At 71.9% G+C, this 13,556-nt stretch carries 15 protein-coding genes; 9 read left to right on the forward strand and 6 right to left on the reverse strand.

Annotated elements, in window-relative coordinates; genetic code table 11:
* A partial coding sequence (locus VGR37_21445) for a hypothetical protein (protein ID HEV2149976.1) occupies positions 1-585 on the forward strand: 585 nt, incomplete at its 5' end.
* A gap of 154 nt (positions 586-739) precedes the next feature.
* Here VGR37_21445 and ligD read toward each other — a convergent pair.
* Positions 740-1,648: a non-homologous end-joining DNA ligase gene (ligD, locus tag VGR37_21450; GenBank protein HEV2149977.1), complete on the reverse strand. Its 909-nt coding sequence runs from the start codon at positions 1,646-1,648 to the stop codon at positions 740-742.
* 394 nt (positions 1,649-2,042) lie between these two features.
* Here ligD and VGR37_21455 point away from each other — a divergent pair, with 394 nt between their 5' ends.
* From VGR37_21455 to VGR37_21465, 3 genes are all read left to right on the forward strand, one after another.
* Complete coding sequence (locus VGR37_21455) at positions 2,043-2,396, forward strand: hypothetical protein (protein ID HEV2149978.1); 354 nt, start codon at positions 2,043-2,045, stop codon at positions 2,394-2,396.
* A 64-nt stretch (positions 2,397-2,460) separates the two neighbouring features.
* Positions 2,461-3,198: a Rad52/Rad22 family DNA repair protein gene (locus tag VGR37_21460; GenBank protein HEV2149979.1), complete on the forward strand. Its 738-nt coding sequence runs from the start codon at positions 2,461-2,463 to the stop codon at positions 3,196-3,198.
* 180 nt (positions 3,199-3,378) lie between these two features.
* Positions 3,379-4,668 carry a tetratricopeptide repeat protein gene (locus tag VGR37_21465; protein HEV2149980.1) on the forward strand — a complete coding sequence of 430 codons (1,290 nt, stop codon included), beginning with the start codon at positions 3,379-3,381 and terminating at the stop codon, positions 4,666-4,668.
* 51 nt (positions 4,669-4,719) lie between these two features.
* Here VGR37_21465 and VGR37_21470 read toward each other — a convergent pair whose 3' ends face one another.
* A complete protein-coding gene (locus VGR37_21470) occupies positions 4,720-4,917 on the reverse strand; it encodes a hypothetical protein (GenBank protein HEV2149981.1) in 198 nt (65 codons plus the stop codon).
* A 122-nt stretch (positions 4,918-5,039) separates the two neighbouring features.
* Here VGR37_21470 and VGR37_21475 point away from each other — a divergent pair, with 122 nt between their 5' ends.
* Positions 5,040-5,888 (forward strand): helix-turn-helix domain-containing protein, encoded by an 849-nt coding sequence (locus VGR37_21475; GenBank protein HEV2149982.1) that lies wholly within the window; start codon positions 5,040-5,042, stop codon positions 5,886-5,888.
* Positions 5,889-5,970: 82 nt separating this feature from the next.
* Here VGR37_21475 and VGR37_21480 read toward each other — a convergent pair whose 3' ends face one another.
* The 4 genes from VGR37_21480 to VGR37_21495 all read right to left on the reverse strand — a co-directional run bounded on the left by VGR37_21480 (position 5,971) and on the right by VGR37_21495 (position 8,546).
* A complete protein-coding gene (locus tag VGR37_21480; GenBank protein ID HEV2149983.1) occupies positions 5,971-6,432 on the reverse strand; it encodes an EVE domain-containing protein in 462 nt (153 codons plus the stop codon).
* Between the two features lie 35 nt (positions 6,433-6,467).
* Positions 6,468-7,853: a putative glycoside hydrolase gene (locus VGR37_21485; GenBank protein ID HEV2149984.1), complete on the reverse strand. Its 1,386-nt coding sequence runs from the start codon at positions 7,851-7,853 to the stop codon at positions 6,468-6,470.
* A gap of 112 nt (positions 7,854-7,965) precedes the next feature.
* The gene (locus VGR37_21490; GenBank protein HEV2149985.1) at positions 7,966-8,223 is read right to left on the reverse strand and encodes a hypothetical protein; all 258 of its coding nucleotides are present in this window, start codon (positions 8,221-8,223) and stop codon (positions 7,966-7,968) included.
* Between the two features lie 62 nt (positions 8,224-8,285).
* Positions 8,286-8,546 carry a hypothetical protein gene (locus VGR37_21495; GenBank protein ID HEV2149986.1) on the reverse strand — a complete coding sequence of 87 codons (261 nt, stop codon included), beginning with the start codon at positions 8,544-8,546 and terminating at the stop codon, positions 8,286-8,288.
* 300 nt (positions 8,547-8,846) lie between these two features.
* Between VGR37_21495 and VGR37_21500 the strand changes: the two genes are divergently transcribed.
* The 4 genes from VGR37_21500 to VGR37_21515 form a co-directional block, all read left to right on the forward strand.
* Positions 8,847-10,637 carry an ATP-binding protein gene (locus VGR37_21500; protein ID HEV2149987.1) on the forward strand — a complete coding sequence of 597 codons (1,791 nt, stop codon included), beginning with the start codon at positions 8,847-8,849 and terminating at the stop codon, positions 10,635-10,637.
* Between the two features lie 202 nt (positions 10,638-10,839).
* Entirely contained in the window at positions 10,840-12,210 is a 1,371-nt protein-coding gene (locus VGR37_21505; GenBank protein HEV2149988.1) for a sigma-54 dependent transcriptional regulator, read from the forward strand.
* Between the two features lie 454 nt (positions 12,211-12,664).
* Positions 12,665-13,294 (forward strand): penicillin-binding protein activator LpoB, encoded by a 630-nt coding sequence (locus VGR37_21510; protein HEV2149989.1) that lies wholly within the window; start codon positions 12,665-12,667, stop codon positions 13,292-13,294.
* A 39-nt stretch (positions 13,295-13,333) separates the two neighbouring features.
* Positions 13,334-13,556 (forward strand): hypothetical protein (locus VGR37_21515; protein ID HEV2149990.1); only part of this gene is annotated, 223 nt, incomplete at its 3' end.

The following is a 13,556-nucleotide window of genomic DNA, read 5'->3' on the forward strand; positions in this document are numbered from 1 at the left end:
TCGGGGTGGACCGGCGTCCTGCGCGCCCGCCGCCGCTCCGGGGCCGATGCGCGCATCGCCCACACGGTGCTCTTCCCCTCCGCGTACATGGACGAGTTCGCGGACGTGTTCGACCGCGGCCGGCCGCCGCGCGAGCCCACCGTCTACCTCTGCGCCCAGGAGCCGTGCCACGGCCGCTCGGGGTGGGCGGAGCACGAGCCGGTGTTCGTGATGGCGAACGCGCCGCCGGAGCCGGCGGGCGGGCCGCGCCCACCCGGGGAGTGGGACCGGCTGCGGGAGCGCGTGCTGGCCCGGCTGGACGCCGCCGGCCTCCGCCACCCGGACGACGCCCTCGCCTGGGAGCGCACCCCGGCGCAGCTCGCCGCCGCCTTCCCGGGGAGCCGCGGGGCCATCTACGGGGCGGCCTCCAACTCGCCGTTCGCGGCGTTCCGGCGCCCCCCCAACCGGGTCCCCGGCGCACGGGGCGTGTACCTGGCTTCCGGCAGCGCGCATCCCGGCGGCGGCCTCCCCCTCTGCATCCTCTCCGGGGAGGCAGCCGCACGGGCGCTCCTGGAAGACGTGGACTCTCGACGGGTGCGGACGTGATCGGGAAGCGAGCGAAGGCGGTCGGAGCGGGGCTCGGGGCGGCGCTGCTCCTGAAGGGGAGCGGAGCTGCGGCCATCTCCGCCGCGAGGCTGCGAGCCTGTTCGCCCCGTCCTGATCCGCCTCCGGAGCAGCCTGTCCCCTGCCGCTCCGCGCTTCACGCCCTGCCCAGCTTCCGCCACACCTCCTTCGTCAGCCCCTGCCGGGAGCTCTCCATGTCCTCCCACGGGTCCGGCCGCGACCGCACCAGCTCCGGCGCCATGCGCACGGTGAAGTCGCCGGGCTTGCCGCGGGCGCTCAGCGCGTCCCAGGCGAGGGGGAAGGACACGGGCGCGCCCGGGCGGGACCGGGTCGAGTACGGCGCCACGGCGCTCGCGCTCCACGAGTTGCGCACGTAGTCCACGTAGATCTTCCCCGCGCGCTCCTCCTTCGACGCGCTGGTGAGGTACCGGTCCGGCGCGTCGCGCACCATCCCCTCCGCCACCCCGAGCGCGAACTCCCGCACCGACTCCCATTCGCTCCGCCGTGCGATCGGCGCGACCACGTGCAGTCCCTTCCCGCCGCTCGTCTTCACCCAGCTCTCCAGCCCCACCGCCGCCAGCCGCTCGCGCGCCTCCTTCGCCGCCTCCACCACATCGGCCCACCCGATCCCCTCCGCCGGATCGAGGTCCAGGATCATCCGGTCCGGGCGGTCCAGGCGGTCGCGCCGGGCGCCCCAGACGTGCAGCTCCAGCACCCCCATCTGCACCAGCGACACCAGCGCGGGGAGCGTGTCCGCCACCAGGTACGTTTCGTCCTCCCCCTCCACAGGCACCTTCACCCGCCCCAGCGCGCGCGGCGTCCCCTTGCCGGCCCGGCGCTGGTAGAAGCACGCCGTCTGCTGCCCGGACGGGCAGCGCACCAGCGTCAGCGGGCGCCCCCGGACGTGCGGGAGCATCCGCTCCGCCACGGCCGCGTAGTACTCCGCCAGCTCCCGCTTGGTGATCCCCTGCTCCGGGTAGAGCACCCGGTCCGGGTGCGTCAGCCGCACCCCCTCGAGCTCCGTCGCCTCGTCGCCGCGCGCCATGCCACCTCCCCCGTGAGAACGTCGACCGCATCCGGGACGCCGGGGCGCAAGAACCATTCTCCCGCGGCCGCGCCCCCGGCGCGGGAGAAAGCGCCGGTTTTCGGCCTGGCCGCCGCCCCCGTCCCGGTGCCGCGCCGGGCCGGCTGGCCCCCCGTCCGCGGCACTCCGCTCCGGCCGGGCCGCCCACTCCGTCCACGACGAAAACCCTTGCGGGAAGGGGGTCTTTCGGCGAACTTTCGGGTGCGGGCGGTGTACCAGGAGGAGCGTTCCCGGACCCCCGTAGGACGGGGGGTCGGGAGGCGTGTCGGGCCAGGGGCGGAAAGCCGAAAAAGGGGGATGCGCGGCCTGCGCGCCCCGCCGCCTCCAGGCTGGAACGTGCACCGGGAGCAGAGCCATGGCAGAGCAGGATCACGCGGGCGCCGAGGAGCGCGTCGGGGCGTTCTACCGCGACCACCCGGACGGCTCCATCCGCACCTTCGCGGTGAAGCTGGACGGACCGGAGGTGGTGTTCGAGGCGCGGGTGTACCGCACCCCGGAGGAGGCGTCCATGGGGATCTACACCTCCGGCTGGGCGCGCGAGGTGGAGGGGCAGGGGTCCTCCCGGCGCGGCGGCCACCTGGAGAGGTGCGAGTCGGGCGCCATCGGGCGCGCCCTCGCGAACCTGGGGTACGCCGGCGGGGAGAGCCGCCGCGGCCGCGCCGAGGGGCTCCGCGTCGCCCCGTCGCGCGACGAGCCCGAGGCGGCGTAGCCGGCGTGGCGGAGGGTGGGGCGGAGGGGGAGCTTCAGCGACATCGAGAGCAGAGAGACGAGCGATGAGCGAGATCGACTTCAGCGCGCTGCAGGACTTCTTCGCCGCCGACGAGATCGAGTGGCGCCTCCAGCAGGCGGGAGAGAAGAACGGGAAGGTGTGGGCGATCAGCGTCCCCTACGTCACCAACCGGGCCATCATGCAGCGCCTGGACGACACGGTGGGCCCGGGGCGCTGGCGCAACGAGTTCCGCCCCGGCCCCGGCGGCGGAGTGCTGTGCGGCATCTCCATCAAGGTGGACGGCGAGTGGGTCACCAAGTGGGACGGCGCCGAGAACACGGACATCGAGGAAGTAAAGGGCGGTCTCTCCGGCGCCATGAAGCGCGCCGCCGTGCAGTGGGGGATCGGGCGCTACCTGTACCGCCTGGACGAGACCTTCGTCCAGGTCGGCGAGAACGGGAAGCTCCGCGGCAAGACCAAGGACGGCAAGCCGTTCAAGTGGGACCCGCCGCAGCTCCCCGCCTGGGCGCTCCCGAAGAAGGCCGCCCCCGCCGCCTCGAAGAAGAAGGACAACCTGGCGCGCCTCCGGCAGGAGCACGAGGCCATGCTGGAGTTCGTCCGGGCGGTCGGCCAGCGCGTGGAGGACGAGCGGGAGGCGGAGGTCGCCGGGAAGAAGCAGAACCTCAAGAACTTCATCCGCGAGAACTGGACGGAGATGAAGGAGCAGGTGCGGCTCACCCGCACCGTGGTCGAGGCTCTGGAGGAGGCGACCGGGGTCCACTTCGGGCGGGAGGCCGCCTGACGGTCCCTTCGGGCCAGGATCCGTTACGGATCGAGGCGGGTGCCCCGGGCACCCGCCTTTTTTCGCGCCGGAGCCGCCAGCCTATGGATTCCGGGATGCTTCGCTGGTAAAATAGCTGTACACGTGTTCTCCGTTCCCGGTGAGCCTTCCCGGAGCGGAGCCTGCCCCCCGGAGCAAACGATGAAGCGTTCCCAGCGCGAAGCCGCCCTGCGCGGCTCTACTCACCTCCTGCGCCTCTCCCTCCCGGCCGTACGTTCGAATGGATCCTTCGAGGGCGCCGACATCCTTGGCGAGAGCGGCGCCGGCCCGGCGGCCGTCCTCTACCAGGTGTACCGGAGCGTCATGGCCTGGGCGCTGACCCCGGCCGCCGAGCACTCCGGCCTCTTCGCTCCCGGCGCGGGCGACGAGACCCGGCACCGTGTGGCCGAGGCGGAGGTGCCCCGGGAGCTGGTCCCGGCGCTCGAGACGGTCTGCGAGCTGCTGGACGATCCGGCGGGAGCCGACCCGGGCCGGATCTCCGAGGCGTGCCTGCGGATCGGCGAGTGGGCCGATTCCCGTGGCGACACCCCGGCTACGGCGCTCCGGTTCCTGCAGGCCGCCGCGACGTGCTCGCCCAACGACGCCCGGGTGGCGTACCGAGCGGGGTGCGCCGCCCGCCGACGTGCAGTGTGGGACGTGGCTGAGCTCTGGTTCCGCCACGCGAGTGCCGTGAGCCGCCGGAAGCGCGACTGGGAGGCGCATGCGACGGCGTACGCGGGCCTCGGCAACAGCTACTACCGACAGGGCCGGTACCTCCCCGCAGAGCGCGAGCACCTCAAAGCATTGCGGATCGCTCGGCGCCACGGACTGCGCGATTTGCAGGGCGGCGCGTACCACGACCTGTTTGCGGTGACGGCTGGGCTTGGAAACGTGGCGAAAGCGGAAGAGTACGGGAGATCTGCGTTCCGGGCCTACGGTTCCGACCACAAAGCCATCCCCGCTCTTGCGCACGATCTCGGGTACTTCTGGATCACGCAGGGCGAGCACCAGCGGGCACTTCCTGTGTTCCAGGCTCTGCGTCCACACTTCCGGGATGCTGAGACTCGAATGCGGGTTCTTGCTACCCTCGTTCACGCAGCGGGTGGAGCCCGTGAGGCGGCGGTCTTTCGTGAGGCATGGACCGAAGCCTGGGATCTCACGTCGAAGTTGGAGGAGTCGACCGCACTAACTACATCCCTGTTGGAGATGGCCTATGGCGCGGTCAAACTATCGGAATGGGACTTGGCCCATAGCGCCGCGGTTCGTGCGCTGGGCCGGGCCGGTGCACGTGGGGAGATTGACGTCATCGTTCCCGCCGAACAGGTCCTCAGCTCGATCTGCACCCTTCGGGGACAGGTTCAGAGCCCCGCATCGCCGACCCGCGTTAGTGAGGCTGATGAATTTGCTGCGGATCTCGTGAGTTCGCTCGTCGCTTCGACAGCGACGGTGTGATTCGGCCGTGAAGCAGTGGGGGCACAGCCACCGAGCAAGCCCGCAAGGCTTTCAGTTGCCTGAGCCGATCATGTGGCCGCTCTTCGCGGTCGTCGTATCCGACGCCGTCATCGAGTCGGTGCTTGCGGTCGTGTCAGAGGACGCAAGCGCCTGAACCGCTGGCGCGGCCCCTGCCGTCGGGAGGATCCCGTCACAGCCGGCGGGAGCGACGACGAGCCCAGCGATCAGTAGCAGCCGCACGATCTTCATTGTGGTTCCCTTGAGAGGGTGACTTGGGGGAGAAAGTCCGGAGTGGACGTGCGCTAAAGTGGACACCCGCCGGAGGGGTGTCAACACATGTCTTCGAAATGTACGCATAGATAGGGGACTACATGCGCCGTGCCTCGCGCCCGCTCCTCCTGCTGCATCCGGACAGCGATTTTCGCAACCAGGTCCTCCAGGCGGGCTCGGACTTCGCCTTCTGGTCGGTTTCGGAGTGGGAGCCGCTGCGGGACGCCATCCGCGGCGCGCCTCCCACCGTGGTCGTCGTCGTGGATCCCTACGTCGGGGGAACGGGGGGGCGGCTCGCACCGCAGCTCACCGAGCTGCTGCAGGAGTTTCCCTGGGCCGGGGTGGTCGCGGCGTTCCGTCCGCGCCCGGGTTCGGAGGAGGACGTGCAGGCACTGGCCGGGCTCGGGATCTCGGAGATCGTGCTGATCGGCGTGGAGGACACCCCCCAGGCCATCCGGCGCATCCTCAGGCAGGCGCAGGGCCGGTACCTGAAGCAGCTGCTGAAGCGGATCCTCCCCTCCTACGTCTCCGGGAAGGGGCGGGTCATCCTCATGGCATCCGCCGAGGCGATCTCCGCGGGGGGGCACACGCCCGACCTGGCCCGGGCGCTGTCCGTGGCGACCAAGACGTTGGCCCGGTGGTGCGAGAAGTCCTACCTTCCGCCGCCGCGCCGGCTCCTCGCATGGATCCGCGTGCTCCTCGCCTCCGAGCTGCTGGACGACCGGGCGCGCACGGTGTCCAGCGTGGCCCGCGCGTGCGGATACACCTCAGACACCGCGCTGCGGCGGGCGCTGATCGACTTCGCGGGAATGGGGCCGACCGACCTGCGCGAGGCCGGCGCGTTCGACACGGCCTCGCGGGCGTTCCTGGCGGAGCTGCAGAGGCTGCGGGAGAAGGGACGGCTGCGCAGGCGGCGCAGCCGCGCCCGGAGCGACGCCGCACCCGGCTGACGGCGCCGGGGCGGGCCCGGAAGATGGAACGGGCGGGTGCCGGCACCGGTGCCCGCCCGCGGCTTTTTCGCGTGGTGCGGGGTCAGGCCGTGCCCCGCCCCAGCGCCGCGATGGTCTCGAACTCCTCCGCCGTGACCGGCTGCACGGACAGGCGGCTCCGGTTCACGAGCGGCATCGCTGCCAGCCCCGGGGTGCCGCGGATCACGTCCAGCGGGACGAGCTCGGGGAACGCCTCCACGAACTCGACGTCCACCATGAACCAGCGCGGGTCCTCCGGGCTCGCCTTCGGGTCGAAGTAGTCGCTCTCCGGGTCCAGCGCCGTGGGGTCCGGGTATCCCTCCCTCGAGACCCGGGCGATCCCGGCCACTCCCGGCGGCTCCGCGTTGCTGTGGTAGAACAGGACCGGGTCGCCGAGGCGCATCTCGTCCCGCATGAAGTTGCGCGCCTGGTAGTTCCGCACGCCGTTCCAGAAGGTGCTCCCGTCCCGGCGCAGGTCCTCGATCGAGTACGCGCCGGGCTCGCTCTTCAACAGCCAGTGTCGCATCGGTTGGTTTCGCTCGCCTCGTGTCCGGTGGAATGCTACCGTCCGCCCGCCGCGGGCTGCGCCGGGCGCGCGGAGTCGGCGGCCGCCCGCTCGGCGGCCTCGCGCGCCCGGATCACAGGGCTGAGTCGCCCGCGCGGCACCTTCCACTCCTTCGGCTTCCATCCGCTCCGCTCCAGCGGGGAGGGGCCGCCCCCCTGCGGGCGGAAGGCGGGAAGGTAGCGGTCGTACTGGGAGCGGGGGTTCCACAGCGTCCAGCTCTTCAGGCCGGAGTCGTACGTGGCCTGGATCTGCTGCCGCAGCTCCGCCGGGCCGTACTCCACCGTGGGCTGGATCCAGGACGCCGTCTGCGCCTCCAGCCAGGGCATGATCTCCGCGACCTGCTTCCCCTGCCGGCGCAGGTGCTCCGCGCGCTCGACGCCGTCCTGCATGGAGATGCGGATGACCTCGTACGGGTGCGCGGCGGGGTGCCCGAAGCCGTAGAAGCCCGTGTAGTAGTGCGACGGGTACACCATGGGGAGGACGACGTCGGCCTCCTGGATCACCTTCTCCCAGTTCTGCCCGATCCCCGCGTCCCCCTCCAGGTGGGTGATGAGCCCGAAGACGTCGGCCGTCACGGGGACCTGGTACTCCCGGAGCCGCTCCTTCGAGTAGCGGATGAAGCTCGCGATGTTGTCCTCGCGCGACACCCCGTTGGAGCCGGGGAAGACCATGGTCCGGCGGAGGCTCTCCACCACGTCCGGGAAGCGCACGTAGTCCCACTGGACCTCGGAGAAGCCCATGTCCAGCGCCTCGCGGGCGATTTCGACGTTGTAGTCCCAGACGGTCCGGTCGTACGGGTTCACCCACGGCTTCCCGTTCTGGTCCTTCCACACCCCGCCGTTCGCGTGGCGGATCGCCAGGTCCGGGCGCTTCTCCGCCAGCATCCGGTCCTTGAACACCACGATCCGGGCGATGGGGTAGATCCCGTGCGCCTGCAGGGTGTCGATCAGCGCGGGGAGCCACTTCGAGGCGGGGCGCTGGTCCGCGCCGATCTCCTTCGCCAGGGCGACCCCGGTGGAGTCGTGCACGAGGAAGGTGTCCGATTCCTTCACGTCGATGACGAAGGCGTTGATCTCCGTCTCGTCCGCGATCCGGATCAGGTCGCGCATCCCGCCGCGCCGCCCCGCCGCCCAGCCGTTCACGTACAGCGCCCGCACCGAGTCCGGCCGGGGCACGCGGTTCCCGAACCGCTCCCGCCAGCGGGCCAGGCTGTCCGCCCGCGCCTGCTCCGCGAGCGCCGCCGGATCCGGCTCCGCGACGCGGGTGTCGGCCACCTCGGCGCCGCCCCGGGCGGGCGCGTCGCCGCAGGCGCCGAGCGCCAGCAGCAGGGCCCCGCACACGAGCGGAACGCGGGAGGTCGAGGTGCGGGAGGGGTGCTTCACGGTGAGCGCGGCGGTTCGGGGAGATGCGTCGTGCGGGTGCGGAGGGTACAGGATACAAAAAAAACCGGGCCCGGGCGAGTGCCCGGGCCCGGCCCAGCAGAACCGAAGCCGTTTACGGCTGGGTCGTGACCGGCTCGGTCGCGCCCGGCGCCATGACGGTCGTGTCGGTCATGGCCGGATCCGTCAGAGCCGGATCGGTCGCGGGATCGACGACCACCGGAGCCGGCTCGACCACGGGGGCGGTCGCGTCCACGGCCGGGGTCTCCTCGATCACCGCCGGCTCCTCCTCCTCGGCGCCGCAGGCGGCAAGGCCGAGCACCGCGACGGCGGCGAAGGTCGAGAGAGTGCGCTTCATCAGCATTTTAGTCATTCCTTTCTGGGGGTAAAGCGGCTCCGTATCACTCGTGCGGAGCCCGTTCGTTGTCTTGCAGCCTACGGACGGCGCTCTTCGAGCGGCACGGTGTCGCGGTCCACGTCCACCTGCACGTCGCGGTCCGTCACCACGATGGCGGTGTCCGCGGTCGGGACCTCGGCGACCACCGGCACGGTCTCGGTGCCGCGCTCGATCAGCGTGTCGGTCACCACGCCGCCCTCGCCCAGCTCGGCCTCGGCATCGACTTCGTCGCCGCCGCAGGCGGCGAGCATGGCGAGGCCGGCGACGGCGAAGATCGAGAGGAAGCGGTTCTTCAGCATTTGGATCTCTCCTGAGCATCTGGATTCGGTTGCTCCCGGGGCGATCCCGGTCGCTGCCCTCCGCCGCCTCGTCCTCCTGCGGCACGGCCCCTTCACAAAGCAATGGGTGTGCCGAACGCGGCCATCCGCCGCTCGGATGGCGAAAGTCCGCTTCCCGCCTTACATTCCAACGGGTTGCGGCGTCTTCGCCCCTCCGTTCGGACACGCCGTCCCGAACGTTCGCAGGTGTTCAGTGAACGGCCGTTCCTGTTCAGTGAACGGTCGCGGCGCCGCCGCCCCAACCGCATGCCGAGGTGGACTTTGCCCAGGTTCAGCAGCCTCTCGCGGGGCCTCTCGCTCCGGACCAAGGTCTTCTTCCTGTTCGCCGGGGCCGCGCTCCTGATCGTGGTCCCCACGCTGGTGCTCATCGCGCGGGCCGTGGAGGCGCGCGTGTACGAGCGCGCGGTCGGGGAGCTGGCGCGCGCCGACACCGCCCTCGCCAGCAACTGGCGGGACCGCGGGGAGGTCCTGCTCTACGACGCCATCGCCCGGGCGGTCGCACCGGAGCTGAGGGAGGCGTGGCTGGAGGGGGACGAGCGCCGCATGGGCCGGGTCCTGCGGAGCCGCCTGGACCGCGACCGGATCGTCCTCGCGGCCGACACGGCCGGGAACGTCCTGGTGGGGCCGGAGGTGGAGATCGGGGCCCTGGATTCGCTCCGCACCGCGGCCGACGGGACGGTGGTGACCTTTCCGCAGGAGGGCGGCGCGCCCATCCGCCTGGCGCTGTGGGTGGCGGCCACGGACAGCGGGGTGGCGGGGGTGGTGGGGGTCGGGACGCGGCTGGGCGCCTCCGCGCTCCGGGACTGGAAGAAGGACGTCACCGGTCCGGCGGACATCGCGCTCATGGTGGGCGACTCGCTGATCGCCAGCACGCTCCCGGACAGCGTCCACGAAGAGCTCCTGGAGCGGGACCTCGGGCGGGTGCGCGCCGGGAGCATCGGCCGTGAAAAGCTCGGGGGCGACTCATACCAGTTCATGGCGGTCTCGCTCCCCACCCATGGAACGGCCGTCACGGTGCTCCTCTTCCGCCCCATCACCAACGAGCTGCGCATCGCCACGGGGATCCGGAGCTCGCTCCTGGGCGTGGGGTTCGCGGCGCTGATCCTGGCGCTGGTGCTGGCCCTGGTGGTGGCGCGGATCGTTTCCCGGCCGGCGCAGGTGCTGGTGGAGGCGTCCAGCCGGCTGGCGCGCGGCGACTACCGCGCACCGCTCCCGCCGCCGTCGGGAGACGAGATCGGGGTGCTCACCCGCGCCTTCGCCGAGATGCGCTCCGCCATCGCGGAGCGCGAGGCCCGGCTCCGCTCCGCCCAGGCGGAGATGATCCACCGGGAGAAGCTGGCCGCCATGGGGCGGCTGGTGGCGCAGCTCTCCCACGAGATCAACAACCCCATCTACAACATCCAGAACTGCCTGGAGGCCCTGGAGCGGCGCGGCGACCCCAACGACCCCAACCGGGAGTTCCTTCTCCTGGCGCAGGAGGAGCTGTCCCGCATGGCGGCGCTGACCCGGCGGATGCTGGAACACAGCCGCCCGCTCTCGGACGCCGCCGCTCCCCTGAAGCTGAACACCACGGTGCAGCGGGTCCTCGCGCTCGCCGCGCCGGAGCTGGCGGATCGCGGAGTGAAGGTGGAGGCCTGGCTGGAGCGGCGGCTCCCCCCGGTCGTGGCGCACCCGGACGCGATCCAGCAGGTGCTCGCCAACCTGGTGAACAACGCCATGGACGCCATGCCGGGCGGGGGCGTGCTGCGCGTCTCCACCCGCGTGGACGCTGACGCGGTGGAGGTCTCGGTGGAGGACACCGGGAGCGGGATCACCGAGGAGCAGCTCCCGCACATCTTCGAGGCGTTCTACACCACCAAGCCCGGCGTCCGGGGCCTGGGCCTGGGGCTGTTCGTCTCCGAGGGGATCATCCGCGGGCACCGGGGGCGGATCGTGGTGGAGAGCCGGCCCGGCGAGGGGAGCCGGTTCACGGTGCGGCTGCCGCGGGAGACGCTGGACGAGACGCTGGCGGTGGGGGAGAGGGAGGAGGAGGCGTCGGCGGTGGTGGGGTGAGGGGGGCGGGGGCATCTCCCTGGCGCGGGAGCATCCGCGTGAGGGATGCGAGCCCGGAGGGGCGAGACGCGGGGCCGTTTCCGCGGCTCGCCGCCGTTGAGCACAGTTTTATCGTGCTCTACGGCGCCGCAGCCCGACCCGGCGCCAGCCGGGGCACGCCCGAGTCGCGTAGTTCGTCGGTACACCCAGCTTTAAAGCACGCATGGCAGACACGCCGCATATCCTGATCATAGACGACGACCGCGCGTTCCGCGTGGGGACCGGGGCCCTGCTGGCGGACGAGGGGTACGCGGTGGACGCGGCTCCGGGCGGGGAGGAGGGGCTGGAGCGGCTGCGCTCCGACGCGTACGACCTGGTCCTCCTGGACCTCAAGATGGAGGGGCGCACCGGGCTCTCCGTGCTGGACGAGCTGCGGCGCGGCGGGAACGACGTGCCGGTGCTGATGCTCACCGGCTTCGCCACGGTGGACTCGGCGGTGCAGGCGCTCAAGCTGGGCGCGGACGACTACGTCACCAAGCCGTGCGACAACTCGGTGCTCCGCTCCAAGATCCGCACCATCCTCGCGCGGCGGCAGCCGGTGCTGGGTGAGGGCGCGGCCCGGATCATCGCCACCGGGAGCCGGATGAAGGAGGTGCACCGCGCCATCGCGCGCGTGGCGCCCACCGAGTCCACGGTGCTCCTGCGCGGCGCCACGGGGACGGGGAAGGAGCTGGTGGCGCGCGCCATCCACGAGGAGAGCGGGCGCCGCGGCAAGGCCTTCGTGGCGGTGAACTGCTCCGCCCTGGCCGAGGGGCTGCTGGAATCGGAGCTGTTCGGGCACGCGCGGGGAGCGTTCACCGGCGCGGTGGCCGACCGCAAGGGGCTCTTCGAGGAGGCGAGCGGAGGGACGCTCTTCCTGGACGAGATCGGCGACGTCAGCCCCGGGATGCAGGCGCGCCTCCTCCGCGTCCTCCAGGAGCGCGAGGTCACCCGCGTGGGGACGGCCCGCGCCGTCCCCGTGGACGTGCGGGTGATCGCCGCCACCCACCAGGACCTGGAGGCCCGGGTGGAGGAGGGGAGGTTCCGCGCGGACCTGTACTTCCGGCTCAAGGTCTTCCAGATCCGCATCCCCGACCTCCGGGACCGGCCGGAGGACATCCCGGCCCTCGCCGCCGCGGCGGTGGCGCGCTGGAACGAGCGGGTCACCAACCCCACCCGACGGATCACCGGCCTGTCCGACGAGGCCACGGAGATCCTGCGGGCGTACGACTGGCCGGGGAACGTCCGTGAGCTGATGGCCGCGGTGGAGCACGCCTGCATCGTCTGCGACGGCAACCGCATCCTCGCCTGCCACGTCCCCGAGGAGGTGCGCGAGGGGGCGTCCGCCGAGCGCAAGGCCGAGCCGGAGGAGCGGGCCGCCTCCGCCAACGGTGAGACCTCGCGCCGCTACCAGGCGCCGGCGGGGCCGGACGAGGAGCGCGAGGCGATCCGGCAGGCGCTCGAAGACGCGGAGGGGAACCGCACCCGGGCGGCGGCGGCGCTGGGGATGGGCCGGACCACCCTCTGGCAGAAGCTCAAGGAGTACGGTCTTTAAGATTTTCTGGTCGTGGCGGGCCGCTCCGGAGCCCGGCAAACAGCGCCGGTCTCCTCCACGGGCTCCGGGAGCCAGGCCAAACCGCCGGCCTGTCTCCCCTCGCCGGAGTGAGCCAGCCGAAACTACCCGGCTGTCTCCCTCCGTACAGCTTCATGTGGGTACTGCGGGAACGGCGACGGCGGGTCGCTGGCAGGGTCCTGTGGCCGGGTGTCCGCTCCCGCCGTCAGAATCCCCGGTGCTCGCGCGTTGATCGGGCGGAGGGAGTGCCGCGCTGTCCCTGCTCGCGCTCCCCGCCGTCCACTCGCGTGGACAGCTCCGCGGGGCCCGGAAGTGCTCCGATCGTGCAAGTGATTGGCCTGTAATCGCATGGAAAAACGGCCGCCCGCGGTACGTGGCGTGCCTTTGAACCTCCCGCCGTAGCGTAGGCCGTACCTCATCATCGCCTGGAGAACCCATGAGCATCGCTTCCCTTGCCCGCGCCGGCTCGCTCGCCGCGCTCGCCGGCCTCCTTCTCGTCTCCGGCGGGTGCGCCCGGCAGGTGACGCGCATCGCCCCCGAGCAGGCCGTGGACCTGTCCGGCCGCTGGAACGACGTGGACAGCCGCCTCGTCGCCGAGGAGATCATCCGCGAAAGCTTCGACGCCGCCGCCGGCCAGAGCTGGGCCCTGCGCCACACGCAGGTGCACGGCGGCCGCCGGCCCGCCGTGATCGTCGGCACCGTCCGCAACCGGAGCATGGAGCACATCCCGGTGGGCACCTTCGTCCGGGACCTGGAGCGCGCCTACGTGCGCAGCGGGCTCGTGCAGGTGGTGGCCTCGCCGACGGAGCGGGAGGAGGTGCGCGACGAGCGCTTCGACCAGCAGGAGTTCGCCGCGGCGGACACCCGCGCGCGGCTGGGCAAGGAGCTCGGCGCCGACTACATGCTGCAGGGCGACATCCAGTCCATCGAGGACCGCGAGGGCCGCAGGAGCGTCGTCTACTACCAGGTGGACATGACGCTGGTGGACCTGGAGACCAACCAGAAGACCTGGGTCGGGCAGCACAAGATCAAGAAGTTCGTCGAGCGTCCGCGCGTCCGCCTCTAGGCTCCACGCACCCTTCCATCACAGCGCACGGAGCCGACCATGAACCGGAACTCCATCTTCGCCCTGGCCGCACTCGCCGCCACGGCAGGGGCGTGCAGCCCCACCATCCGCCCCCTGTACCCGGTCTTCGAGAACGGGGCGATCCTGGCCTCCACCTCCGACGAGGTGGTCGACGCGGCGCGCGCGGAGGGCGCCGCCGAGCGCGAGCGGATCGCCGAGCAGCGCGAGCGCGCCGAGGCGGCGGCCTTCGCCACCTGCAGCG

Source organism: Longimicrobiaceae bacterium (assembly GCA_035936415.1).
Taxonomy (GTDB): domain Bacteria; phylum Gemmatimonadota; class Gemmatimonadetes; order Longimicrobiales; family Longimicrobiaceae; genus JAFAYN01.